This is a genomic window from Roseicyclus persicicus (assembly GCF_012395815.1).
GTDB classification, from domain to species: domain Bacteria; phylum Pseudomonadota; class Alphaproteobacteria; order Rhodobacterales; family Rhodobacteraceae; genus Roseicyclus; species Roseicyclus persicicus.
This window is the reverse complement of the sequence record NZ_JAAZQQ010000003.1, coordinates 366,567-389,712: the sequence shown is the minus strand read 5'-3', so window position 1 is coordinate 389,712 and position 23,146 is coordinate 366,567. Positions and strand designations below refer to the sequence as shown.

Below are 23,146 nucleotides of genomic sequence, written 5' to 3'. Positions count from 1 at the left end.
GGAATTCCCCACCCGGCCTCCCCCCTTCAGCTCCGCCGCAGCCGCGGCGCGCCGCCGTCCCTTGCCGCGACGATCTCGCCCGCGGCCTCCATCTCGTGCCGCACCGCGGTGCAGTGCCAGCCCAGCGCGCCCAGCCGCGCCAGGTCGCCCGCCGACAGCCGCGCCCGCACCGCGCCCGCCAGCTCGGCCAGCGGCAGGCCGCCCGGCCCCGCCCGGTCGACCGCGTGCAGGATGGCCTTGCGCAGCATCTCCACCTTCCACGCCGCGATCGGCGTGACGGCCCCCTCGGGGCCCCTGCAATCCACGGTCTGGTCCCGGTCCATGGGCGACTCTCCCTGGCTCCGCCCATCCTGCCACAGATGCTGCGCCTGCACAGCGCCCGCTTCCGCGCCCGCGGCAAAGCGCCTATCCTGCGCACCATGCCCGCCCTCTGCCGCGACTGCCTGCACGCCTTCGACACCGGACGCCGCTGCCCCGCCTGCGGCAGCCCGCGCCTGACGTCGCACCCCGAGCTGTGGGATCTCTCCATCGCCCACATGGATTGCGACGCCTTCTACGCCTCGGTCGAGAAACGCGACAACCCGGCCCTCCGCGACAAGCCCGTCATCATCGGGGGCGGCCGGCGCGGCGTCGTCTCCACCGCCTGCTACATCGCCCGCATCAAGGGCGTGCGCTCGGCCATGCCGATGTTCCAGGCGCTGAAACTCTGCCCCGAGGCCGTCGTCGTGAAAGGCCGGATGGACGTCTACGCCGCCGTCTCGCGCCAGATCCGCGCCATGATGCAGGACCTCACCCCCGCCATCGAGCCCCTGTCGCTCGACGAGGCCTTCCTCGACCTCTCCGGCACCGCCCGGCTGCACGGCGCGGCCCCCGCCGTCCTTCTCGCCCGCCTGGTCAAGCGGATGCAGGCCGAGCTCGGCATCACCGGCTCCATCGGCCTCAGCCACAACAAGTTCCTGGCGAAACTCGCCTCCGACCTCGACAAGCCCCGCGGCTTCTCCGTGATCGGCAAGGCCGAGACGATGGACTTCCTCCGCGACAAGCCCGTGCGCATGATCTGGGGCATCGGCGAGGCCGGGCAGGCGTCGCTCGACAAGGTCGGCATCCGCACCTTCGCCGACCTCCGCCGCTGGGACCGCGCCGACCTGCAGGCGCGCTTTGGCGCCATGGGCGACCGGCTCTGGCACCTCGCCCGCGGCGAGGACCACCGCCGCGTCTCGCCCGACCGCGCGGTCAAGTCGATCTCGACCGAGACCACCTTTTCCGACGACATCGCCGACCCCGACCTGCTGGACGGCCACATCTGGCGGCTGGCCGAAAAGGTGGCCGACCGCGCCAAGGCCAAGGGGCTGGCGGGCCGCACCGTCACCCTCAAGCTCAAGCGCGACGACTTCCGCCTCGTCACCCGCCGCCAGACCCTGCCCGACGGCACCCAGATAGCCGACCGGATCTACCGCGCCGCCCGCGCGCTCTACGACCAGGCCGACCACCCGCGCCCCTACCGCCTGATCGGCGTCGGCCTCTCCGACCTCGTCCCCGCCGACACCGCCGACCGCTCGGGCAACCTCCTCGACCCGCAGGAGGCCCGCCGCATCGCCGCCGAACGCGCCACCGACGCTATCCGCGCCCGCTTCGGCGAGGACGCGATCCTCAAGGGCCGCGCGCTGCGCTGACCCGAAAGCCCCGACCCACCGCATCTATGCTTCGGAAATACTCCGGGGGGAGTCGCCAAAGGCGACGGGGGGCTGGCCCCCCTGCACCGCCTCAGCCCAGCATCACGCCAGGCAGCAGCAGCCCCAGCCCCGCCCCAAGACCGATCAGCCCGAACAGCACGCCGGCCGCCCGCATCGGCAGCGGGCGCATCCGCAGCAGCACCGCCGCCGCGCCCAGGTTGCTGACCACCGCCACCCACAACAGACCCACCGGAAGCCGGCCGGCCGCGACATCGGCCAGACCGAAGCCGTAGCCCACCAGCAGTGCCAGGATCGCCACCCCGTAAAGCCGGAACAGCGGCCCGGCGTCAGCCACCCCCGCCACCCGGGCGAGGAGCGCCGTCGGCGCGACGAGCAGCGGCGCCGCGACACCCAGCGCCGTGACGACGATCTTCACAAGGAACAACAGGCCCAGCGGCGTGGTCATTCCGCCGCCAGCGGCACCCGCCCCGGCCGGGCCGCGATCACCCGGTCGATCACCGAGGTCAGGATCCGCTTCACCGTGTCGAAATTCGCGTTCGGCCGCACCAGCCGCTCGTTCATGTAGAGCGACCGGTCGATCTCCACCTGCACCGCGTGGCGCCCGCGCGCGGGCCTGCCGTACTGCTGCGCCACGAAGGCCCCGGCGAAGGGCGCGTTGCGCACCACCGTCAGCCCCTCCGACAGGAACCCGTCCTCCAGCGCGTCCAGCACCTCGCCCGCGGCCGAGGCGCCGAAACGGTCGCCCAGCACCACCTCCGGCCGCGGCTGGCCGGGGCGCGACACGCTGTCCAGCGCCTCGTGCGGCATCGAGTGGAAATCCAGCAGCACCGCCTCGCCGAAGGCCGCCTGCGCCTCGGCCATCAGCCCGTCCAGCGCGGCGTGGTAGGGCCGCCAGACCTGCGCGATCCGCGCCTCGGCCTCGGCCCGGGTCAGCTTGCCCCGGTAGATCGCGCGCCCGTTCGCCACGACGCGGGGAATCACCCCCAGCCCCGACGAGATCCGCGGCGTCTGCACCACGCGCCCCACCCCGTCGACCACGCCCGGGTCCATCTCCTCGGGGCTGCGGTTGAGGTCGAGCCAGGCGCGCGGGTATTCCGCCGCCAGCAGCGGCGCCCCCAGCCGCGGCGCCGCCTCGACCAGCAGGTCCATGTAGGCATCCTCCGACGACCGGATCGCGCGCTCGTCCAGCACCGTCTGGCGCAGGAAGGACGCGGGATAATGACGCCCGGAATGGGGCGACGCCACCACCACGGGCGTCAACAGCTCGTGCGGCCGGTCTAGTCGGAAGGCAGGGTGCATGCGCGCTCCGGTCGGGTCTCCTGCGCTCAGATATAGCGGCATTTCGCGCCAAGCCAAAAGCTCTTGAACCCCCATGCCAATCCTTCTATAGACCCGTCACCCAAGCGGCCGGGCGCCGGGCTCGGGCCGTGCGGCTCGTGATCCATCGTGTTGGCCTCGCGGGTCCGGGCGGTTAGCTCAGCGGTAGAGCACTACGTTGACATCGTAGGGGTCACTGGTTCGATCCCAGTACCGCCCACCATGCCACGCCTTTCGCAGAAAAGGCTGGCGCCAGATGAACCGGCCCCGCAGGGGGCCACGGGATTTCACAGGCGCATCGCCGCGCCGCGACGAAGGAGAGGACCGATGAAGGTCAAGAACTCGCTCCGCTCGCTCAAGCAGCGCCACCGCGATTGCCGCGTCGTGCGCCGCAAGGGCCGGGTCTACGTGATCAACAAGACCCAGCGCCGCTACAAGGCCCGCCAGGGCTGAACCGGCCGCACCGATCGACGTGAAAAGCCGCCCCCCGGGGCGGCTTTTTCGTTGCGCGGTCAGGCCGGGCGGCCGGGCGGCCGGGCGGGCCGCGACCCGCCCGCCCCCCCGCCTCAGTCGAAGATCCGCCCGCCGATCGCCTCGGCCAGCAGCCGCACCACCGTCAGCTGGTCCAGATACCCCGTCGCCGGGATGCCGCGGGCCTGCTGGTAGGCGCGAATCGCCTGCCGCGTGCGGACGTCGAAGACCCCGTCGACCGGCCCCGGGTCCAGCCCCATCGCCGCCAGCCGCTGCTCGACCAGTCCGCGCATCTGCGGCGCGAGGTTCAGCGCCGCCTCCCGCGCCTCGGCCTGCGCCTGCTCCTGCGGGCTCAGGCCCGATTCGAGCTCGGCGATCCGCGCGCGGGCCATCTCCACGAACAGCCCCTGCGGGTAGTCGCTCAGGTAGCGCCGGTAGGCCTCGACCGTGTCGCGCTGGCGCACCGCGTCCCAGGTCGCGCGCTCGGCGGCCTCGGCCTGGGCCCGCCGCTCGGCCTCGATCGCATCCAGCCGCGCCCGCGCGATCGCCGCGAACTGCCCCGACGGGTAGCGCTCCAGATAGGCCCGCAGACCCGCCTCGTCCGCCCCCTCGCCGATCGCCTGCCAGAACGCCCGGTCGGCCCGCGCCTCGGCCTCGGCCCGGCGCCGCGCCTCCTCCTCCAGCTCCGCGGCCCGCTGCACCGCGGCCTCGCGCAGCACGCCGATCTGCGGCCCGGTCAGGAAGCCGGTCGCCTCGAAGCCCCGCACCTCCTGCCAGGCCCGGATCGCGCCCCGCGTGCCGCGGCCGAAGATTCCGTCGATCCCCCGCGTGTCGAAGTCGAGCAGCGTCAGGTCGCGCTGGATCTGCTGCCGCGCGGCCCGGCTCAGCCCCAGCGCCGTCTCCACCGCCTCGGCGGCCACCAGCGGGTCGAAGGGCTGCGCCTCGAGCCCCGCCACGGCCGCGCGCGCCTCGGCGGCAAAGGCGCCCTCGGGATACTGCTCCAGGTAGGCGCGGTAGGCGCCCACGCTGTTCAGCTCCTGCACCGCGGCCCAAAGCGCGGCCTCCTCGGCCGACGGCGCCGCCGGCCCCGCGGGCGCCGTGTCCAGCGCCCCGAGGAAGGGCAGCGCCGGCGACAGGAAGCCGTGGCTCCGCAGGTCGCGCGACGACGCCACCGCGCCCGCCAGGTCCGCGCCGGGGCGCAGCGCCACGCCCAGCACCAGGTCGGCCAGGTCGTCGGGCGCCCCGCTCAGAACGGTCACCCCCTGCGGCGCCTCCACCGGCCCCATCCCGCGCGCAAGCCCCGGCCCGAGGTCGATCCGCCGCGGCTCCTGCCCGACCAGCACCAGCGCCCGGCCCGGCGCGCGCCCCGCGATCTCCAGCAGCACGTCCAGCGCCATGCCCTGCCCGCCCACGGTGGCCAGGTCCGGCGTGTCGGCATCGGTGCCCAGCACCCAGGTGCCGCGCTGCGACCGCACCACGTGCCCCGCCACCGCGACCAGCACGCGCTCGGTCTCGTCGGCGGCCAGCAGCGCCGAAACCCCGGCCCGCAGCGCCTCGGCCGTGCCGTTCTCGACCACGATCACGTCGAAACCCGCCTGCGACAGCGGCCGCTCCAGCGCCGCGATCTCGCCGGCATAACGCAGGGTCTGCGCCGAATCGTGGCGCGTATTCGCGATCAGGAGCGCGGTATCGGCCCAGGCCGCGGGCGCGGCCAGCACGGCAAGGGCAAGGGAAACAAGGGCACGCATGGCAAGCCTCCGGTCAGTGTCGTCTCTGCCCGCTGCCTAGCACGCCGCGCCCGGTTAACCGATAACCGGGGGTCCCGCCTCAGTCATACTTTCGTTGATCGTCGATCACCTTGCCGTCGTTGGGCAGGCTGCCGGGCGCGACGATCTCGACCCGGCCCTTCAGCTTCATCACCGCCGCCACGCTGTCGGCCAGCCGGCCGACATCGACGCCCACCGCCTCGACCTGCACGGTCATCACGTCCATCTCGCCCTCGCGGGTGGCGACGACGCGGGCGCGGGCGACCTCGGCGTGGCGGGCGACGAACTCGGCCACCTGCTCGGGGCGCACGAACATGCCCTTGATCTTGGTGGTCTGGTCGGCGCGGCCCATCCAGCCCTTGATGCGCAGGTTGGTCCGGCCGCAGGGGCTGACCCCGGGCAGCACGGCCGACAGGTCGCCGGTGGCGAAGCGGATCAGCGGGTAATCGGGGTTCAGCGTGGTCACCACCACCTCGCCCACCTCGCCCGGGGCGACCGGGTCGCCGGTGCCGGGGCGCACGATCTCCAAGATCACGCCCTCGTCCACGATCATCCCCTCCATCGCGGGGCTCTCGTAGGCGATGTTGCCGAGATCGGCGGTGGCATAGCACTGCAGGCAGGCGATGCCGCGGTCGGCGTAGTACTGGCGCAGCGAGGGGAACAGCGCCCCGCCCCCCACCGCCGCGCGGGCAAAGGCCAGCTTCACGCCCAGCTCGTCGGCCTTGTCGAGGATCACCTTCAGGTAATCCGGCGTCCCGGCATAGGCGGTGCAGCCCACGTCCTTGGCCGCCCGCACCTGCAGCTCGGTCTGGCCCACGCCGGCGGGCAGCACGGCCGCCCCCACCGCCCGCGCCCCGTTCTCGAAGATCATGCCGGCCGGCGTCAGGTGGTAGCCGAAGCAGTTCTGCACGATGTCGCCCGGCCCGATCCCCACCGCGTGCAGGAACCGGCCCATCCGCCACCAGTCGTGGCTGACGCCGCCCGGCTCGTAGATCGGCCCGGGGCTCTGGAACACGTGGGCCAGGTTCGACACCGGCAGCCCGCCGAAGGGCGGCTCGGTCTCCTGCCGCGCCACCAGCTCCGACTTGCGCAGCACGGGCAGGTCCTTCAGCTCGTCCAGCGACGCCACCGGCGGCACGCCGTTGCGCGCCAGCTGCCCCTGCAGCTGCGCCAGCTGGTCGGCGGCGCGCGCATCCGCGCTCCGGGTCTCCAGCGCGTCGTAATGTTTGAGGTTCTCGTCCAGCATCAGCTCAACCACCGCTTGCGGCGCCGGTAGCTCCGCACGTCGCGGAAGCTCTTCCGGCCCTCCTCGGACATGCCGAGGTAGAATTCCTTCACGTCCGGGTTCTCGCGCAGGTCCTTCGCCGGCCCGTCCATCACCACGCGGCCCGATTCGAGGATGTAGCCGTAATGGGCGAACCGCAGCGCCACGTTGGTGTTCTGCTCGGCCAGCAGGAAGGTCACCCCCTGCTCCTCGTTCAGCCGCTTCACGATGTCGAAGATCTGCTCCACCAGCTGCGGCGCAAGGCCCATCGACGGCTCGTCCAGCAGGATCGTCTCGGGCCGGCTCATCAGCGCCCGCCCGATCGCCGTCATCTGCTGCTCGCCGCCCGAGGTATAGCCGGCCTGGCTCGTCCGCCGCTCCTTCAGCCGCGGGAAATAGTCGTAGACCATCTCCAGGTCCGCCGCGATCGCGCCCTTCCCGTCCTTGCGGGTGTAGGCGCCGGTCATCAGGTTCTCCTCGACGGTCAGGTGCTCGAAGCAGTGCCGCCCCTCCATCACCTGGATCACGCCCCGGTCCACCAGGTCGGACGGCGTCAGCGCGGCCACCGGCTCGCCGCGGTACAGGATCGACCCCTTGGTCACCTCGCCGCGCTCGGAATGGAGCAGGTTGGAAATCGCCTTCAGCGTCGTCGTCTTGCCCGCCCCGTTGCCGCCGAGCAGCGCGGTGATGCCGCCCTTCGGCACCTTCAGCGACACGCCCTTCAGCACCAGGATCACGTGGTTGTAGATCACCTCGATGTTGTTGACCTCGAGCAGCGTCTCGACGTCCCGAAACTCGGGCGCCACGCCCTCGCCATGGGTCTCGGCAGGCTGGTCCAGCATCTTGCGGCTCTCCTCCTCGCCCGCGCCCCCCACGGGGCCCGGTCACATCGGGTTAAGGTTAACGGGCCCGGTCCGGCGCGCCCCGTCCTTCATCTTTCCGAAAATACGCAAGTCCCGGCGGCGACGGCCCGCGCCGCCGCCGGGGTTGGGTCAGGTCAGCTGTCGCCGCACTGGCTGGCGATGTTGTTCTCGGCGGCGAAGGCGGCCGAGTCCTCGTCGATCAGCGGCTGGGTCACGCTGTCGTCGGGCGCGACGAAGTCGGTGAGGGTCACCCACTGGCTGCCGTCCCACTGCTGCATGATCGCCATGCCGGTGCCGCCGTGATCCTCGCAGGTCACCGCGAACTCGGGGCCGATGCCCGGCATCCCCAGCTCTTCCATGCGCGCGTTGGTCATCACCAGCGCCTCCATCCCGTCCCGCATCATCGCGGGGGTGATGGCGGCCACGCCGTGGATCTCCTGCGCGGTGCGGATCGCCTCGGCGGCCAGCATCGCCGCGTACATGCCGCGGGTGTAGAGCACCGAGCCCACGTTGCTGCCGTCGCCGGCGGCCAGGCCCCGGCCATGGACGTACTCGCGGATCTCGTCGAACACCGGCATGTCGCCCAGGCGGTTCATGTTGAGCGAGCGGTAGCCCGCGGCGGCGGCCCCGGCCTGCGCCACGTCATGCTCGGCCCCGGCCCACCAGTTGCCGATGAAGTTCTCCATCGGGAAGCGGATGTTCACGGCCTCCTGGATGGCGACCTGGTTCATCACGCCCCAGCCCCACATGACCACGTAGTCCGGGCGCTCGCGCCGGATCTGCAGCCACTGGTTGCCCTGCTCCTGGCCGGGGTGGTCCACGGCGATCTGGGTCAGGGTGAAGCCATGCTGCGCGGCCAGCGTCTCCAGCGTGCGGATCGGCTCCCGGCCATAGGCCGAGTTGTGATACAGCAGCGTGATCGACTTGCCCTCGAGCGAGCCGCCGTTCTCCTCCAGCAGCTGGTTGATGATCACGCTCGCGGCGTCCCAGTAGTTCGCCGGGTAGTTGAACACGTGGCTGAACACGTCGCCGTTGGCGGCCGAGGTGCGCCCGTAGCCCATGGTGTGGAGCGGGATGCCGTCGGCGGTGGCGCGCGGGATCAGCTGGTAGGTGATGCCGGTCGACAGCGGCTGGTACACCAGCGAGCCCTCGGCCTTGGTCGATTCGTAGCACTCCACCCCGCGCTCGGTGTCGTAGGCGGTCTCGCAGCTGACGATGCGCACCATCTCGCCGCCGATGCCGCCGTCGCGCTGGTTCAGCAGGTTGAAGTAGTCCTGGTAGCCGTCCGAGAACGGGATGCCGCCGGCGGCATAGGCGCCGGTGCGGTAATGCAGGTCGGGGATCACCAGGTCCGCCGCGGCGGTCCCGGCGGTCAGCACGCCGGCCAGGGCCAGGGTTGCAAGTCTCTTCATCGGGGTTGTCCTCCCTAGGGTTGATCCGATTGTCTCATGCCCCGGTTCTGCTCCGGGTTTCTCGTTCTGGTGGCCCGTCAATGCGGGAAGGGCCACAATCTCAGCTTCTCCTTGGCCAGCGCCCAGAGGCGCGCCAGGCCATGCGGCTCCACGATCAGGAAGAACATGATCAGTGCGCCGACGATGACGAATTCGAAATGGGTGGCGATGGCCGAATCGAGGCCCGTGCTGTCCATCAGGTTCCGCAGCAGCACCGGCAGCAGCACCATGAAGGCCGCGCCCGCGAAGCTGCCGAAGATCGACCCCAGCCCGCCGATGATGATCATGAACAGCACCAGGAAGGATTTCTGGATGCCGTAGGCCGACCCCACCTCGACCGCGCCGAGATAGACGGTGAACAACAGCGACCCGGCGATGCCCACGTAGAAGGACGACACCGCGAAGGCCATCAGCTTGGCCCTGAGCGGGTTCACCCCGATGATCTCGGCCGCGATGTCCATGTCGCGGATCGCCATCCACTGCCGGCCCATCGACCCGCGCGTCAGGTTGCGCGCGATCCAGGCCAGCACGAAGACGAAGGCAAAGCAGAACAGGTACTTCACCCAGGCCTCCGCGTTCGGCCCCGTGACCGCCACGCCGAGCAGCGTGCGCTCGGGCGCGTTGATCTGCCCCGAGGCCGAGTAGTTGAAGAACCACGGCACCTTGTTGAACATCCACACGAGGAAGAACTGCGCCGCCAGCGTCGCCACCGCGAGGTAGAAACCCTTGATCCTGAGCGACGGCAGGCCGAAGGCCACCCCCACCATCGCGGTCATCGCCCCCGACAGGATCGTGACCGTCACCATGTCCATCCACGGAAACGCCGTCATCAGCTTGTAGGAGGTGAAGGCCCCCACCGCCATGAAGCCGCCCGTGCCCAGCGACACCTGCCCGCAATAGCCCGTCAGGATGTTCAGCCCGATCGCCGCGATGGCGTAGATCAGGAAAGGGATCAGGATCGAGTTCGCCCAGTAGTCGTTGATGAGAAAGGGGATGACCCCCAGCCCCACCAGCAGCACCACGTAGTAGCGGTAGCGGTCGAACTTGATCGGGAAGGTCTGGCTGTCGTCGGTGTAGGACGTCTTGAAATCGCCCGCCTCGCGGTAGAACACGGCTTACCCTCCCAGCATGTGCGCACGCGCGCCGGCACCGCGGGGCGCAGGCGCCCGCGATGACGTGCGGTGATCTCGATGATGTGTGCGCGCCGCGGCGGCGCTCAGCGCGCCTCGACCTTGCGCCGGCCGTACAGGCCCAGCGCCAGCCCCGCCGCGCAGAACACCGGCATGGACCAGTGCATCGGCTGCCCGCCCACCAGGCTGGCCGCCAGGAACAGCCCCGCGACCCAGAACAGCGCAAATCCGATGGTGGTCACGATGGCCCAAGTCTTGCGCATCGCCGTCGATGCGCCGCGGGCGAAATCCGGTGTGCCGATGTTCGGCTGCTGCAGGTCGTCCAGTGCCATGGGCAACGTTCCTCCGCCATGCGCGCGGGTCCGACCCTCCCCGCCGGGGCCCGCGCGGATCTGCCATACCTGTCCGCTGCCGGTCACTCTGCACCAGAGCGTGCGGCGCGTCAGCAACTTTCGCGGCCGGCCGGGCCCGGGTCCGCCCTGATTCCGCCCGAATGAAACCTTCTTCGTTAAATACGGTTGACCGGATCAAACAGACGAAGAGGCCACGCATGACCCCGGCCGACACTCCCTCCGCACAGCCGGGCCCTGCCCGCCGCGTGCTCCTGTTTCCCCTGGCCGTGCTCACGGTCGTGCTGCGGGCCCTGTTCGGCTCGATCCTCGGCATCTCCATCGCCACGCTGTTCTGCACCGCGGGGCTGGTCGTGTTCGGCGGCGTGCCCACCGACCTCGCCATCACGGTGGTGGCGCTGGGGATGAACGCCATGCTGCTCAGCCTGCTGTTCCTGGGCAGCGTGGCCAGCGGCGCGCAGTCGTGACGGGCGGAACGGCGAAGACCCTGCATCGGTTCATACCCTCTCGATGATCTTCTCGCCGAACAGGCCCTGCGGCCGGAACACGAGGAAAACCAGCGCCAGCACGTAGGCGAACCAGTTCTCGGTCGCGCCGCCGATCATCGGGCCGATGGAGAACTCGAACAGCGCCTCGCCCACCCCGATGATCAGGCCGCCCACGATGGCCCCCGGGATCGAGGTGAAGCCGCCCAGCATCAGCACCGGCAGCGCCTTGAGCGCGATCAGCGACAGGCTGAACTGCACCCCCGATTTCGAGCCCCACATGATCCCCGCCACCAGCGCCACGATGCCCGCCAGCGACCAGACCAGCACCCAGACGTAGTTCAGCTTGATGCCGACGCTCAGCGCGGCCTGGTGGTCGTCGGCCACCGCGCGCATGGCACGGCCCTGCTTGGTGTACTGGGCAAAGGCGATCAGCGCCGCCACCAGCACCGCCGCGATGATCGCGGCCGAGATGTCGAGGTTGTCGATGAAGAAGCCGTAGCCGAAGATGTCGAAGGTCGCGCTGTCGATGGCGTCGTTGATGCCCTGCGGCAGGCCCACATCCATGTTGCGGATCTCGGACCCCCACATCAGGTCGGACGTGCCTTCCAGGAAATACGCCAGCCCGATGGTGGCCATGAACAGGATGATCGGCTCCTGCCCGACAAGGTGCTTGAACACGAACCGCTGCACCGCCCAGGCAAAGGCGATCATCACCAGCGCCGTCAGCAGGATGGCCAGCAGCGCGGGCACCTCCCAGCCGAAATAGTGGATGTCGGTGCCGAAGATCTCGTTGATCAGGTGGCCGAAGGGCACGCGCCCCTGCTGGATGCCCACCAGCGTCATCGCCGCGAACAGCGCCATGACCCCCTGCGCGTAGTTGAAGATGCCCGACGCCTTGAAGATCAGCACGAAGCCGAGCGCCACGAGGGCATACATCACCCCGTTCAGGAGGCCGTTCAGTGTGACCTCCATCGCGAAAATCAGTTGGTCGGGCATGCGCGGCCTCCCTGGCTCGGCGTGTGTACGCGCGGTGTACGGGCTGTGTACGGGCGGTGACGGGCGGGATCAGTCATGGGCAACCCCAAGGTAGGCGTCGATGACCTCCTGGTTGCGGCGCACCTCGTCGGGGGTGCCGTCGCCGATCTTCTTGCCGTAGTCCATCACGACCACCCGGTCGGATAGGTCCATCACCACGCCCATGTCGTGCTCGATCAGCACGATGGTGGTGCCGTATTCGTCGTTCACGTCGAGGACGAAGCGGCTCATGTCCTCCTTCTCCTCGACGTTCATCCCGGCCATCGGTTCGTCGAGCAGCAGGATCGACGGCTCGCTCACCAGCGCGCGGGCCAGCTCCACCCGCTTCTTCAACCCGTAGGGCAGCCGGCCCACCGGCGTCTTGCGGATGTGCTGGATCTCGAGGAAGTCGATGATTTCCTCGGCTTTCTTGCGGTTCTCGACCTCTTCGCGCTGCGCCTTGCCCCACCAAAAGGCCTGGTCGAAGATGCTGGCGCTCATGTGGTTCAGGCGGCCCGTCATCACGTTGTCGAGCACCGTCATCCCCTCGAACAGCGCGATGTTCTGGAAGGTGCGGGCGATGCCCTGGCGGGCGACCTGGTAGGGCTTCATCGGCGGCCGCTTCTGGCCGCGGTAGATCACCTCGCCCTCCTGCGGGTTGTAGAAGCCCGAGATCACGTTCAGCATCGACGACTTGCCCGCGCCGTTCGGCCCGATGATCGCGCGGATCTCGCCCTCGCGGATGTCGAAGCTGATGTCCTTGATCGCCACCACGCCGCCGAACCGCAGCGTGATGTTCCGCATCTCCATCACCACGCCGCCGATCCTGCGGCCGTCCGCGGTGGTGTAGCCGTCCTGCGAGGCATCCAGCATCTACTTCGCCCTTTCCCGTGCGGCCTGCCCAGACCGGAATATCAGCGCCCCGATCAGCCCGTAGACCAGCAGCGCCACCAGCGCCCAGATCAGGCTGTCCTCCCAGACCTGCGGCATCCCGAACAACAGCGCCGCCACCCCGCAGACCCCGATCGCGCCGCCCTGCAGGGCCGCCGCGCCCGTGGCCACGTAGCGCCCCGCGACCCAGCTGGCCGCGAAGCCGAGGAGGAACAGGACGACCGCGGCGATGGTCATTCCGCAGCCACCTTGGCCGGCGCGCGCTCGGCCATCGTGGCCGCGTCGCGGATCTCCAGCGTGGCGCTGATCTTGCCCTTGCGGCCGTCCTCGTAGGTCACCTCGGTCTCGGTGTATTGCCGCGCCTTGCCGGAATAGAGCGCGTCGATCAGGTCGGCGAACTTCTCCTCGATGATCCGGCGGCGCACCTTGCGGGTCCGGGTCAGCTCGCCGTCGTCGGCGTCCAGCTCCTTGTGCAGCACGAGGAAGCGGTGGACCTGGCACCCCGACAGCATCGGGTCGGCGGCGACGCTGCGGTTCACCTCCTCGACGTGGGACTGGATCGTCTCAAGCACCTTCGGATGCCCGGCCAGTTCCTGGTACGACGCATAGGCGATGTTGTTGCGCTCGGCCCAGTTGCCCACGGCCGTCAGGTCGATGTTGATGAAGGCGGTGCAGTAGTCGCGCCCGTTCCCGAACACGACCGCCTCGAGGATGTTGGGGAAGAACTTGAGCTTGTTCTCCACGTATTTCGGCGCGAACAGGCTGCCGTCGGCCATCTTGCCCACGTCCTTGGCCCGGTCGATGATCCGCAGATGCCCGGTGTCGGGCTCGATGAAGCCCGCGTCGCCGGTGGCGACCCAGCCCTCGGCATCCTTGGTCGAGGCCGTGCTTTCGGGGTTCTTGTAATACTCCACGAACACGCCGGGGCTGCGGTAGTAGACCTCGCCGTTGTCCGCGATCCGCAGCTCCACCCCGGGCGAGGGCACGCCGACCGTGTCGGGCCGCACCTCGTGGTCGGGCTGCTGGGTGATGAACACCGACGCCTCGGTCTGGCCGTAGAGCTGTTTCAGGTTGATCCCGAGCGCGCGGTAGAAATCGAAGATCTCGGGCCCGATCGCCTCGCCGGCGGTGTAGCCCACGCGCACCCGGCTCATGCCCAGCGCGTTCTTGAGCGGCCCGATCACCATCAGGTTGCCCAGCTGGTATTTCAGCTTGTCCAGCGCACCGACCGGCTTGCCGTCCAGCAGCTTCGGCCCCACCACCTTCGCGTGGGCGAGGAAATGGTGGAACAACCGCCGCTTGATCGCGCCCGCGTCCTCCATGCGGATCATGACGCTGGTCAGCAGGTTCTCGAACACGCGCGGCGGGGCGAAGAAATAGGTCGGCCCGATCTCGCGCAGGTCCGTCATCATCGTGTCGGCCGATTCGGGGCAGTTCACGCAGAATCCGGTCCAGTAGGCCTGGCCGATGGAAAAGATGAAATCGCCCACCCAGGCCATCGGCAGGTAGGCCAGCACCTCGTCATGGGGATCCAGCCGGTCGAACTCGGACGACGCCTTGGAGGTCAGGATGATGTTGCGGTTCGACAGGACCACGCCCTTGGGCTTGCCGGTCGTGCCCGAGGTGTAGAGCATCACGCAGGTCGAGTCGAAATCCAGCTCCGCCTCGCGCGCCTTCAGCTCGGCCGCGAACCGCTCCCGCGCCGCGCGCCCCTCGGCCTGCACGTCCTTGAGCGCGTGCAGCCGCGAATGGTCGTATTTCCGCAGGCCGCGGGCGTCGAGGTAGAGGATGTGCTCGATGTGGTGCAGGGTTTCCTGCGCCTCGATCACCTTGTCGACCTGTTCCTGGTCGCCGCAGACGACGAAGCGCGCGCCGCAGTGCTCCAGCACGTAGGCCATCTCCTCGGCGACCGAATCCTGGTAGAGCGGCACCGGGATCGCGCCGACCTTCATCGCGGCCACCATCGACCAGTAGAGCGCCGGGCGGTTGCGCCCGATCACCGCGACGTAATCGCCGCGGTTCGCGCCCAGCGCCAGCAGGCCATGGGCCATGGCGTCGATTTCCTCGGCCGCCTCGGCCCAGCTCCAGTTCTGCCAGATGCCCAGCTCCTTCTCCCGGTAGGCGGGCTTGGAACCGAACTGCGCCACGTTCCGCGCCAGAAGCGCAGGCACGGATTGCGGCACACCCTGGGGCGCGTCTTTCTGGGCCAATGCTTTCCCTCCCTTCGCCGGGCTCCTCTTCCCGGCGTCCACGGCGCGCCCGTCTTGGGGCAGGCGACTCCCGCGTCGCCACCGTGACACACAATCGGTCGCGGTCAAGTTTTGCCCCAGTTTTGCGCAATCCTTACGAATTGTAACATGGACCCCGACACGCTTGACGGGTGCCGGCAAGGGGGGCAGCGATGAGGGCGGGAGGACGAGACATGCCGCAAAGGCCGGGCACCGATCACCTGACGCGCGCGGGCCTGAACCTGATCCAGCAGGCGCTGTCGATCTACGACGCCGACCTGCGGCTGGCGGTCTGCAACCGCCCCTTCCAGACCATGTTCGGCCTGCCCGAGCGGCTGGTGACGCCCGGCGCCCGATTCGAGGACACGATCCGCTACCTCGCCGAGACCGGCGAATACGGCGAGGTCGGCGACGTGGAGGGGTTCGTGCGCACCCGCGTGCACCAGGCCCGCGCCTTCGAGCCGCATTACATGGAACGCCGCCGCGCCAACGGCCGCACCATCAGCGTCGAGGGCTCGCCGCTGCCCGAGGGCGGCTGGGTCACCGTCTACACCGACATCACCGCGATCAAGCGGCAGGAGGAATTGCTGCGGGCAAGGTCCGAGGAGCTGTCGGACCAGGTGCTCGGCTACACCGAGGAACTGGCGCAGACCAACCGCGCGCTCGAGGCGACCATCGCCCAGCTGGAGGAGGCCAAGGCCGAGCTGACCGAGATGGAGGCGCGCATCCGCCTGACCACCGAGATGACGCCCGCCCACATCGCCCGCGTCGACCGCGACGGGGTCTACACCTACACCAACCGCCGCCTGTCCTCGCTCCTGCCCGGGCGGCAGAGCGACATCGTGGGCCTCAGCTTCGAGGAGGCGCTGGGCGAGCGCACCGCCACCCGCCTGCGCCCGACGCTGGCCCGGGCGCTGGCCGGCGAGGCGAGCGTGCTGGAATTCACCGAGGACGAGACCGGCCGCCGCATCCGCACCGCCTTCACCCCCGACCAGGCCGGGCCGGGGGAACCGATCACCGGCGTCTACCTCCTGTCCACCGACCTGACCGAGGAAACCCAGGCCCGCGCCGCGCTGGCCCAGACCCACAAGCGCGAACTGGCCGCCCAGCTGACCAGCGGGCTGGCGCATGACTTCGCCAACCTGCTGACGATCATCCTCGGGCTGCAGGGCCGGCTGGAACGGCTGGCGCTGCCCGCCGGCGCGCAGGAGCTGACCGGCGCGACCAAGGCCGCGGCCCGGCGCGGCGGCGACCTGCTGAACAAGATCGCCCGCATGTCCGGCCCGCGCGAGATGCGCGAGGCGCCGACGGTGCTGGCCGATTTCCTCGCCACGCTCGCGCCTCTGGCCCGCGCCGCGCTGCCGCCCGACGTGAGCCTGACGCTGGACAACCGGGTCGGCGCGCCGGCGCTGATGCTGGATGCGGGGTCGTTGCAGGACTGTCTCCTGAACCTCGTCCTCAACGCCCGCGACGCCATCGGCGCGGGACCGGGCGAGATCGCGATCCGGCTGTCCGAGGTGCAGGCGACATGGCTGGAGATCACCGTGACCGACACCGGCCCGGGCTTCACCGAAACGGCGCTGGCCCGCGCGCTCGACCCGTTCTTCACCACCAAGGGGCAGGAGGGGTCCGGCCTCGGGCTCAGCATGGTCTACGACCAGACCCGGCTGGCCGGCGGGCAGGTGCGCCTCGACAACGCGCCATCGGGGGGCGCCTGCGTCACCCTGCGCCTGCCCTTGCGACCGGCCGAGGCCGAGGCGCGCCCCCGCCTCGTCCTTCTTGTGGAAGATACCCCCGAGATCCGCGCCCATGTCCGCGACGGCCTGACCGGCCTCGGCCACCAGGTGATCGAGGCCGCCACCGCCGAGGAGGCGCTGGCGCTGGCCGAGATCCCCGGCATCGACTGGGTGCTGTCCGACATCCGCCTCGGCCCCGACGACGGGGTGGACCTTCTGGGCCGCATCGCCCGCCGCCAGCCCGGCCTGAACCTTGCCCTGATGACCTCGCTGCCCGCCACCGACCCGCTCCGCGCGCAGGGCGCGACCCGCTGGCCCGTGCTGCCCAAGCCGGTGGACGCGCCGGCGCTCCACGCCCTCCTGTCGCGCGAGGCCGCCGCATGACCGCGCCCCTTGTCGCCATCCTCGACGACGAGCCGCAGATCCGCGCGCTCCTGTCCGATACCCTGACCGAGGCCGGGTTCCGCACCGCCACCTACGGCCGCGCGACCGAGTTCGAGGCCGCGCTTGCCCGCGCCACCCCCGATGTCTGCCTCGTCGACCTCGGCCTGCCCGACCGCGACGGGCTGGCGCTGGTGCATCGGCTCGCGCTCGAATCCGGCGCCGCGATCATCATCATCTCGGGCCGCGCGCAGGTGCAGGACCGGGTGACGGGGCTGGAGCTGGGCGCCGACGACTACATCATCAAGCCCTTCGACCCCGCCGAGGTGGTGGCCCGCATCCGCGCCCGCCTGCGCCAGCCGAAGACACCCGGCCCCAGCCACGACACCGCCCGCTTCAATGGCTGGACGGCGCATTTCGACCGCTACGCGCTGGTCGCCGACGACGGCACCGAGGTCAGCTTCTCCCACGCCGAGGGCGAGGTGCTGCGCTTGTTCCTCGAGGCGCCGAAACGGCTGATCTCGCGCCAGCAGATGCAGGAAAGCCTGGGCGGCGCGGCCGGCGAAAGCTTCGACCGCGCGATGGACGTCCGCATCTCGCGGCTGCGCACCAAGCTGGGCGAGGACCCCAAGAACCCCCGCCTGATCAAGACGATCTACGGCGCGGGCTACATCTTCCTCGGCGACGTCAGCTGGGGGTGAGGCGGCGTTTTCCTGCAGGAAAACGGGACGCGAAACTGCAGGTTCGCGAGGACGGAAAACTGCAGTTTTCCGTCCCCTACCGCCGCCGCGCCTCGGCCACCAGGGTCGCCAGCTCGTCCCGCATCTCCTCCAGCTGTGCGCGGTGCCGGTTCATCGGCGTCGCCCGGATCGCCACGTCGAATTCCCCCAGCAGGGCCCCGCCCGCCTCGGCCAGCGCCGCCGCATCCGTTGCCCGGCCGAACAGCCGCCCCAGCGTCCGCCGCAAGCGGTCGCCCAGGTCCTCGCCGACGCCGGCATCGACGCCCAGCGCGAACAACATCGCGGCGACCCGTTCGGCGTGCTGGTGATGCTCCTCGCGGAACTTGTGCAGGAGCGGCCGCATCTCGCCGTCGGCCTGTGCCAGCAGACCGTCGAGCGAGGACCGCGCCGACAACAGGTGCTCCAGCAGCACCTCCAGCGCGGCGACCTGGCGGGCAGTGTCGGGGGGGCCTGTGGGGTCGGTCATGGACGCCTCGCGCTCGGGGTCTCGGGGCCCCAGTCTGACCCCGCACCCCCGCCGCGATCAAGCCATCCGTGCCACCGCCTCGGCCAGCACCCTGAGGCCGGTCACCAGGTCGTCCTCGCCCGTGTCCTCGGCGAAGTCGTGGGAAATCCCGCCGATGGACGGCACGAACAGCATCCCCACCGGCATCAGCGCGGCCAGGTTCGACGCGTCGTGCAGCGCCCCTGACGGCATCGCCCGCCAGCGCCCCGGCGCCACCGCCTCGGCCGCAGCCGACAGCGCCGCCTGCACCCCCGCGTCCATCGGCATCGGCGCGAGGTCGTGGCGCAGCCGCTCGGCCCGGATGGTGCAGCCGGTTTCGGCCGCCACATCGGCCAGCAGCGCGGTGATCGCCGCCTCCATCCGGTCGAGCCGGCCCGCGTCGATGTCCCGCCACTGGAGCGAGAACTCGGCCCGCCCCGGCACCACCGAAGACGCGCCCGGATGCAGCCGGATCTGCCCGATCGTCCAGACCGACTGCGGCGTCACGATCCCCGCCAGCCGCTCGGGCAGCCCCACGGCGACCCGCGCCGCGGCGGTGAAGGCATCGCGCCGCATCGCCATCGGCGTGGTGCCGGCGTGGTTCTGCTGCCCCTCGACCGTCACCTGCAGCTGCCTGAGGCCCACGATCCCGGTCACGACGCCCACCGCCTCGCCGGCTTCGTCCAGCACCGGCCCCTGCTCGATGTGCATCTCGAGAAACCCGCTGAACCGCGACGGATCGACGAAGCCCCCGGCCCGGCCCGAAATCGCCGCCCGCACCGCGGCGAACCCCGTCCCGTCACTGGCCACCAGCGTGTCGGCCACCTCCAGCGACAGCTTGCCCGACCAGACCGAACTCCCCGTCAGCGCGCCAAAGCGCCCTTCCTCGTCCTGGAAGCTGACCACCGACACCGGCGGCCCGCCCGCCTCGCGCACGGCGCGCGCCACTTCCAGGGCCGCGATCACGCCCAGCGCCCCGTCGAGCCAGCCACCCTCGGGCTGCGTGTCGGAGTGCGACCCGAGCAGCAGCGACCGCCCCTCCGCCAGCCCGAACAGGTTGCCCACCGGGTCGAGATGCGGCGTCAGCCCCGCCTCGGCCATCCGCGCGGCCAGCCAGTCGCGCGCGGCGAGGTCGGCCTCGGTGAAGGCGCGCCGCCGCACCCCCTTGGTGGCGGTGTCGCCGCCGATCCGGCGCAGCGCGTGCAGGTCGGCAAGGAAGCGGGCGGGGTCGACGGGCAGATTGGTCATGTCGCCTTGATACCCCGTCCCGTGCTAGGGTCCAGCCCATGGATGTGACCGCGCTTGCCTTCTACGCCGCCGTCTGCGCGCTCCTGAGCCTCGCCGCCCCGCGGCTGGGCACCCCGCTCCTGCGGCTGGGGGTCGGCGCGCTGGTCGGCATCGCGGCCGCCGCACTCCTGCCCGTCCTGCGCGCCGCCCTTGCGCTCTGAGGCCCGATCGCCCATCACCGCGCCGACACCGCGAAGGGGACACACATGGGCGAACTGGTACTCGTGCGCCACGGGCAGGCGAATTCCGCCGCGCAGGACGAAACGGGCTACGACCGCCTGTCCGACCTCGGCAAGCAGCAGGCGCGCTGGCTCGGCGACTGGCTGCGCGGCCATGACCGGCCCTTCGACCGGGTTCTGACGGGCTCGCTCCGCCGCCACCGCGAGACGCTCGCGGAAATGGGCGACATGGGCGCCGAGGCGGAAATCGACGACCGCCTGAACGAGCTCGACTACTTCAACCTCGCCCAGGCCCATGCGCGGGCAACCGGCCGGCCCGCTCCGACGCCCGAGACCTTCGTCAGCCACATCACCGACGTCATGCAGGCCTGGCACCGCGCCGAGATCCAGGGCAACGAAAGCTACGCTGCCTTCGAGGCCCGCGTCGCCGAGATGCTGACGCTCGCCGCCCGCCCCGGCCGCCGCGTACTCTGCGTCACCTCGGGCGGCGTGATCGGCATGATGGCCCGCCACCTGCTCGACCTCGACCCGGCGCGCATGGCGCATCTGCTGGTGCCGATCCGCAACGCCTCGATCCACCGCGTCATGGTGCTGCCCGAGGCGCAGATCCTGTCGGGCTTCAACGCCACCCCGCACCTCGACACCCCCGACCGCCTCCATGCCCGGACGGAGTACTGATCCCATGCCGCATCTCTGGGTCCGCGCCGAACAGCGCCCGAACGAGGAGCGCGTCGGCCTCACGCCCGACGGCGCCCGCGCCCTGATCGCCGCGGGCTTCCGCGTCACGGTGGAAGAGAGCCGCACCCGCGCCATCCCCCTGCAGGGCTACCGCGATGCCGGCGCCGAGACCGCGCCCGAGGGCAGCTGGCCCGACGCCCCCGCCGACGCCATCGTGTTCGGCCTCAAGGAACTGCCCGAGGACGGCACGCCGCTGACCCACCGCCACATCCTCTTCGGCCACGCCTACAAGGGCCAGCCGGCGGGCCGCATCCTGCTGCGCCGCTTCAAGGCCGGCGGCGGCACGCTCTACGACCTCGAATCGCTGGTGGACGAGACCGGCCGCCGGATCGCGGCCTTCGGCTACTGGGCGGGCTACGCCGGCGCCGCCGTATCGGCCCTCGCCCTTGTCGCTCAGGCGCAGGGCACGGTCTGCGGCCCGGTCGCGACCGCCCCCGACGCCCCCACGCTGGCGCGCGGCATCGCCGCCGCGCTGGACGCCCTCCCCGGCCCCCGCCCCCGCGCCCTCATCATCGGCGCCAAGGGCCGCGTCGGCACCGGCGCCACCGCCTTCTGCCACGCCGTCGGAATCGAGACGACGCTCTGGGACATGGCCGAGACGGCCCATGGCGGCCCCTTCCCCGAGGTTCTCGCCCACGAGATCTTCCTCAACTGCATCCTCGCCCTGCCCGGCGTCCCGGTCTTCGTCCCCGCCGAGGCAACCACCGCCGCCCGTGCGCTCCGCGTCATCGGCGACATCGCCTGCGACCCGACTTCGGACTTCTCGCCGGTCAAGGTCTACGACCGCACCACCGACTGGTCTGCCCCTGTCCTCCGCGTCCACGACGCGCCGCCCCTCGACGTCATGGCGATCGACAACCTGCCCTCGCTGCTGCCGGTCGAAAGCTCGCAGGACTACGCGGCCCAGCTCCTGCCGGCCCTCCTGACCCTCGACCGCCCCGACGCAGGCGTCTGGGCCCGCGCCAAGGCCGCCTTCGACCGGCACGTCGCCACGGTCTGACCGCCCGCCCATTCATCTTTCCCCAAATACGCCCTTCGGGAGCACCCTCTCCGCAGGGCGCACCGCCGGCCTGACGCCGTAGGGCGGGCCTCGGCCCGCCACCCCCTCACCCCAAGGCCACCGCCCGCATCGCCTCGTAGACCGGCAGCGCGGCGTCCAGCAGCGCCCGCCGCCCGGGCGGCACCTCGGGCACCGGCCCCTCGGGCCCGGCGAACCCGGTCGACCGGTGCACCGCGTTGTACCAGTGCGGCGCCCACGACCCATCGAAGGGCTTCGGCCCCGCCTCCCACTGCAACATGGCGTCCGAATACGGCAGCCCGATCTCGGCGCAGAGGCGCCCCAGCATCCGCGCCGGGTCGGCCCGGATGTCTGCCGAATCCACCACCGGCCCCGGCAGCAGCTCCCAGAGCCGCGCCTGCTGCGGAAAGCCGATGTCCTCCAGCGTCATCTCGCCCCGCTTCTCGGCGTAGCTGGCGATCACCCGCGCCGGGTGGCGGATCAGGTGGACGTTCACGCACACCCCGGCCCAGCCCAGCGGGAAGCCCTCCACCATGTGGTGCGCCATGTGCTTCTGGTACCAGTGCAGCCGCGCGCCCGGCACCGGCCCGGCGCAGGCGGCGGCGACCTGTCCGGGGTCGGTCTCGCCCGCGGCCAGGATCTCGGCCCGCATCGGGTGGTCGGCCCCCGTCGCGGCGAGGTAGGCGGCGTAGAAGGGCTCGTCCGACGCCGCGCAGTCGCCCCGCGCGGCGAAGGCGTACATCATCGCCGTCGACAGGTTCCGCGGCCCCGACCACATCGCGATCCTCATGCTGGCGTCCCTCCTGCCCGGCGTGCCGCATAGGAACAGCGCCCCGTCGGCGACCGCAAGGGGTCACGCCTGCGTGACCTCACGCAGCCGTGGCTTGGCAGGCGCCGGGCGATGCCGGACCCTCGCCACAGCCCAGAGACAGGAGGCCCGCCCATGCCCCGCACGCCCCGCTCCGCCGCCGCCAAGGCCGTGGCGCTCGCCCTCGCCATCCTGGCCGGCCTCGCCGCCCAGACCGGCCGCGCGCAGGCGCAGGACATCCGCACCGCGGTGCTGGCCGGCGGCTGCTTCTGGTGCGTCGAGGCCGATTTCGAGCGGGTCGAGGGCGTGATCGACGTGGTCTCGGGCTTCGCGGGCGGCACGGTGGCGAACCCGTCCTACCGCGACGTGGTGCGCGGCGGCACCGGGCATCTCGAGGTGGTGCAGATCACCTACGACGCCCAGCGCCTGCCCTACGCGCGGCTCCTGCACCTGTTCCTGCGCTCGGTCGATCCCACCGACGCCGGCGGCCAGTTCTGCGACCGCGGCCCGAGCTACGCCACCGCCATCTTCGTCACGACCCCCGAGGAACGCCGCATCGCCGAGGCCGCGCTGGCCGAGGCGCAGGCCACCCTCGGCCAGCCCGTCGTCACGCCGGTCCGCGACGCCGCACCCTTCTACCCGGCCGAGATCTACCACCAGGATTACCACCGCTCGGACGAGGTGATCCTGACCCGCTTCGGCCCGCGGCGGAAATCGGTTGCCTACGGGCTCTACCGCGCGGCCTGCGGCCGCGATGCGCGGGTGGCCGAGCTCTGGGGCGACGCGGCCCCCTTCGCCGGGCACGGCGGCTGAGGCTTGGCGCGCGCGGCCGGGCGGGGCACACTCGG

At 71.0% G+C, this 23,146-nt stretch carries 25 protein-coding genes and 1 tRNA gene; 10 read left to right on the top strand and 16 right to left on the bottom strand.

Annotation, left to right across the window (positions count from 1 at the left end):
* Positions 1-26: 26 nt before the first annotated feature.
* Positions 27-323 carry a DUF6958 family protein gene (locus HCU73_RS11735; RefSeq protein ID WP_168623642.1) on the bottom strand — a complete coding sequence of 99 codons (297 nt, stop codon included), beginning with the start codon at positions 321-323 and terminating at the stop codon, positions 27-29.
* Positions 324-419: 96 nt separating this feature from the next.
* On the opposite strand from HCU73_RS11735, the gene HCU73_RS11730 reads away from it, so the two are divergent.
* The gene (locus HCU73_RS11730) at positions 420-1,673 is read left to right on the top strand and encodes a DNA polymerase IV (protein WP_168623641.1); all 1,254 of its coding nucleotides are present in this window, start codon (positions 420-422) and stop codon (positions 1,671-1,673) included.
* A 91-nt stretch (positions 1,674-1,764) separates the two neighbouring features.
* On the opposite strand, the gene HCU73_RS11725 is transcribed toward HCU73_RS11730, so the two are convergent.
* Both HCU73_RS11725 and HCU73_RS11720 read right to left on the bottom strand, forming a co-directional pair.
* Positions 1,765-2,139, bottom strand: coding sequence for a hypothetical protein (locus tag HCU73_RS11725; RefSeq protein WP_168623640.1), 375 nt, complete (start codon positions 2,137-2,139; stop codon positions 1,765-1,767).
* The gene (locus HCU73_RS11720) at positions 2,136-2,993 is read right to left on the bottom strand and encodes an N-formylglutamate amidohydrolase (protein ID WP_168623639.1); all 858 of its coding nucleotides are present in this window, start codon (positions 2,991-2,993) and stop codon (positions 2,136-2,138) included. Before HCU73_RS11720 ends, HCU73_RS11725 begins: the two co-directional genes overlap by 4 nt.
* Before the next feature lie 166 nt (positions 2,994-3,159).
* Here HCU73_RS11720 and HCU73_RS11715 point away from each other — a divergent pair.
* Together HCU73_RS11715 and ykgO are read left to right on the top strand one after the other, a co-directional pair.
* Positions 3,160-3,234: transfer RNA gene (locus HCU73_RS11715), tRNA-Val, on the top strand.
* Positions 3,235-3,338: 104 nt separating this feature from the next.
* Positions 3,339-3,464, top strand: coding sequence for a type B 50S ribosomal protein L36 (ykgO, locus tag HCU73_RS11710; RefSeq protein WP_168623638.1), 126 nt, complete (start codon positions 3,339-3,341; stop codon positions 3,462-3,464).
* 113 nt (positions 3,465-3,577) lie between these two features.
* On the opposite strand, the gene HCU73_RS11705 is transcribed toward ykgO, so the two are convergent.
* The 6 genes from HCU73_RS11705 to HCU73_RS11680 form a co-directional block, all read right to left on the bottom strand.
* A complete protein-coding gene (locus HCU73_RS11705; RefSeq protein ID WP_168623637.1) occupies positions 3,578-5,230 on the bottom strand; it encodes a peptidoglycan-binding domain-containing protein in 1,653 nt (550 codons plus the stop codon).
* 79 nt (positions 5,231-5,309) lie between these two features.
* A complete protein-coding gene (locus HCU73_RS11700) occupies positions 5,310-6,494 on the bottom strand; it encodes a phenylacetate--CoA ligase family protein (RefSeq protein ID WP_168623727.1) in 1,185 nt (394 codons plus the stop codon).
* Complete coding sequence (locus HCU73_RS11695; protein ID WP_168623636.1) at positions 6,494-7,354, bottom strand: ABC transporter ATP-binding protein; 861 nt, start codon at positions 7,352-7,354, stop codon at positions 6,494-6,496. Before HCU73_RS11695 ends, HCU73_RS11700 begins: the two co-directional genes overlap by 1 nt.
* Positions 7,355-7,509: 155 nt before the next feature.
* Positions 7,510-8,787 carry an ABC transporter substrate-binding protein gene (locus tag HCU73_RS11690; protein ID WP_168623635.1) on the bottom strand — a complete coding sequence of 426 codons (1,278 nt, stop codon included), beginning with the start codon at positions 8,785-8,787 and terminating at the stop codon, positions 7,510-7,512.
* 77 nt (positions 8,788-8,864) lie between these two features.
* On the bottom strand, positions 8,865-9,938 hold the full coding sequence (locus HCU73_RS11685) for an ABC transporter permease subunit (RefSeq protein WP_168623634.1): 1,074 nt from the start codon (positions 9,936-9,938) through the stop codon (positions 8,865-8,867).
* Between the two features lie 104 nt (positions 9,939-10,042).
* Entirely contained in the window at positions 10,043-10,288 is a 246-nt protein-coding gene (locus HCU73_RS11680; protein ID WP_168623633.1) for a hypothetical protein, read from the bottom strand.
* 266 nt (positions 10,289-10,554) lie between these two features.
* Between HCU73_RS11680 and HCU73_RS11675 the strand changes: the two genes are divergently transcribed.
* A complete protein-coding gene (locus HCU73_RS11675; protein ID WP_168623632.1) occupies positions 10,555-10,773 on the top strand; it encodes a hypothetical protein in 219 nt (72 codons plus the stop codon).
* A gap of 30 nt (positions 10,774-10,803) precedes the next feature.
* Here HCU73_RS11675 and HCU73_RS11670 read toward each other — a convergent pair whose 3' ends face one another.
* The 4 genes from HCU73_RS11670 to HCU73_RS11655 form a co-directional block, all read right to left on the bottom strand.
* Entirely contained in the window at positions 10,804-11,790 is a 987-nt protein-coding gene (locus HCU73_RS11670; RefSeq protein WP_168623631.1) for a branched-chain amino acid ABC transporter permease, read from the bottom strand.
* Between the two features lie 69 nt (positions 11,791-11,859).
* Positions 11,860-12,681, bottom strand: coding sequence for an ABC transporter ATP-binding protein (locus HCU73_RS11665; RefSeq protein ID WP_168623630.1), 822 nt, complete (start codon positions 12,679-12,681; stop codon positions 11,860-11,862).
* Entirely contained in the window at positions 12,682-12,936 is a 255-nt protein-coding gene (locus tag HCU73_RS11660) for a hypothetical protein (RefSeq protein ID WP_168623629.1), read from the bottom strand.
* Positions 12,933-14,909 (bottom strand): AMP-binding protein, encoded by a 1,977-nt coding sequence (locus tag HCU73_RS11655; protein ID WP_168623628.1) that lies wholly within the window; start codon positions 14,907-14,909, stop codon positions 12,933-12,935. Before HCU73_RS11655 ends, HCU73_RS11660 begins: the two co-directional genes overlap by 4 nt.
* A gap of 212 nt (positions 14,910-15,121) precedes the next feature.
* Here HCU73_RS11655 and HCU73_RS11650 point away from each other — a divergent pair, with 212 nt between their 5' ends.
* Positions 15,122-17,047 carry a PAS-domain containing protein gene (locus HCU73_RS11650; protein WP_168623627.1) on the top strand — a complete coding sequence of 642 codons (1,926 nt, stop codon included), beginning with the start codon at positions 15,122-15,124 and terminating at the stop codon, positions 17,045-17,047.
* Complete coding sequence (locus HCU73_RS11645) at positions 17,044-17,745, top strand: response regulator transcription factor (RefSeq protein WP_168623626.1); 702 nt, start codon at positions 17,044-17,046, stop codon at positions 17,743-17,745. The genes HCU73_RS11650 and HCU73_RS11645 overlap by 4 nt, the downstream gene beginning before the upstream one ends.
* 76 nt (positions 17,746-17,821) lie before the next feature.
* Here the strand turns inward: HCU73_RS11645 and HCU73_RS11640 are convergent, their stop codons facing one another.
* Both HCU73_RS11640 and HCU73_RS11635 read right to left on the bottom strand, forming a co-directional pair.
* On the bottom strand, positions 17,822-18,250 hold the full coding sequence (locus tag HCU73_RS11640) for a hypothetical protein (protein ID WP_168623625.1): 429 nt from the start codon (positions 18,248-18,250) through the stop codon (positions 17,822-17,824).
* A 57-nt stretch (positions 18,251-18,307) separates the two neighbouring features.
* Positions 18,308-19,516: a hydantoinase/carbamoylase family amidase gene (locus HCU73_RS11635; protein ID WP_168623624.1), complete on the bottom strand. Its 1,209-nt coding sequence runs from the start codon at positions 19,514-19,516 to the stop codon at positions 18,308-18,310.
* Positions 19,517-19,554: 38 nt separating this feature from the next.
* Between HCU73_RS11635 and HCU73_RS11630 the strand changes: the two genes are divergently transcribed.
* Genes HCU73_RS11630 through HCU73_RS11620 form a run of 3 tightly spaced genes read left to right on the top strand, consistent with a single transcriptional unit; the run spans position 19,555 to position 21,472 of the window.
* The gene (locus HCU73_RS11630; protein ID WP_168623623.1) at positions 19,555-19,716 is read left to right on the top strand and encodes a hypothetical protein; all 162 of its coding nucleotides are present in this window, start codon (positions 19,555-19,557) and stop codon (positions 19,714-19,716) included.
* 45 nt (positions 19,717-19,761) lie between these two features.
* The gene (locus tag HCU73_RS11625) at positions 19,762-20,412 is read left to right on the top strand and encodes a histidine phosphatase family protein (RefSeq protein WP_168623622.1); all 651 of its coding nucleotides are present in this window, start codon (positions 19,762-19,764) and stop codon (positions 20,410-20,412) included.
* A gap of 4 nt (positions 20,413-20,416) precedes the next feature.
* Entirely contained in the window at positions 20,417-21,472 is a 1,056-nt protein-coding gene (locus HCU73_RS11620; RefSeq protein ID WP_168623621.1) for a saccharopine dehydrogenase, read from the top strand.
* 106 nt (positions 21,473-21,578) lie between these two features.
* Here HCU73_RS11620 and HCU73_RS11615 read toward each other — a convergent pair whose 3' ends face one another.
* A complete protein-coding gene (locus HCU73_RS11615) occupies positions 21,579-22,280 on the bottom strand; it encodes a sulfotransferase-like domain-containing protein (protein ID WP_168623620.1) in 702 nt (233 codons plus the stop codon).
* A 153-nt stretch (positions 22,281-22,433) separates the two neighbouring features.
* Here HCU73_RS11615 and msrA point away from each other — a divergent pair, with 153 nt between their 5' ends.
* Positions 22,434-23,111: a peptide-methionine (S)-S-oxide reductase MsrA gene (msrA, locus tag HCU73_RS11610; protein ID WP_168623619.1), complete on the top strand. Its 678-nt coding sequence runs from the start codon at positions 22,434-22,436 to the stop codon at positions 23,109-23,111.
* Positions 23,112-23,146 lie beyond the last annotated feature (35 nt).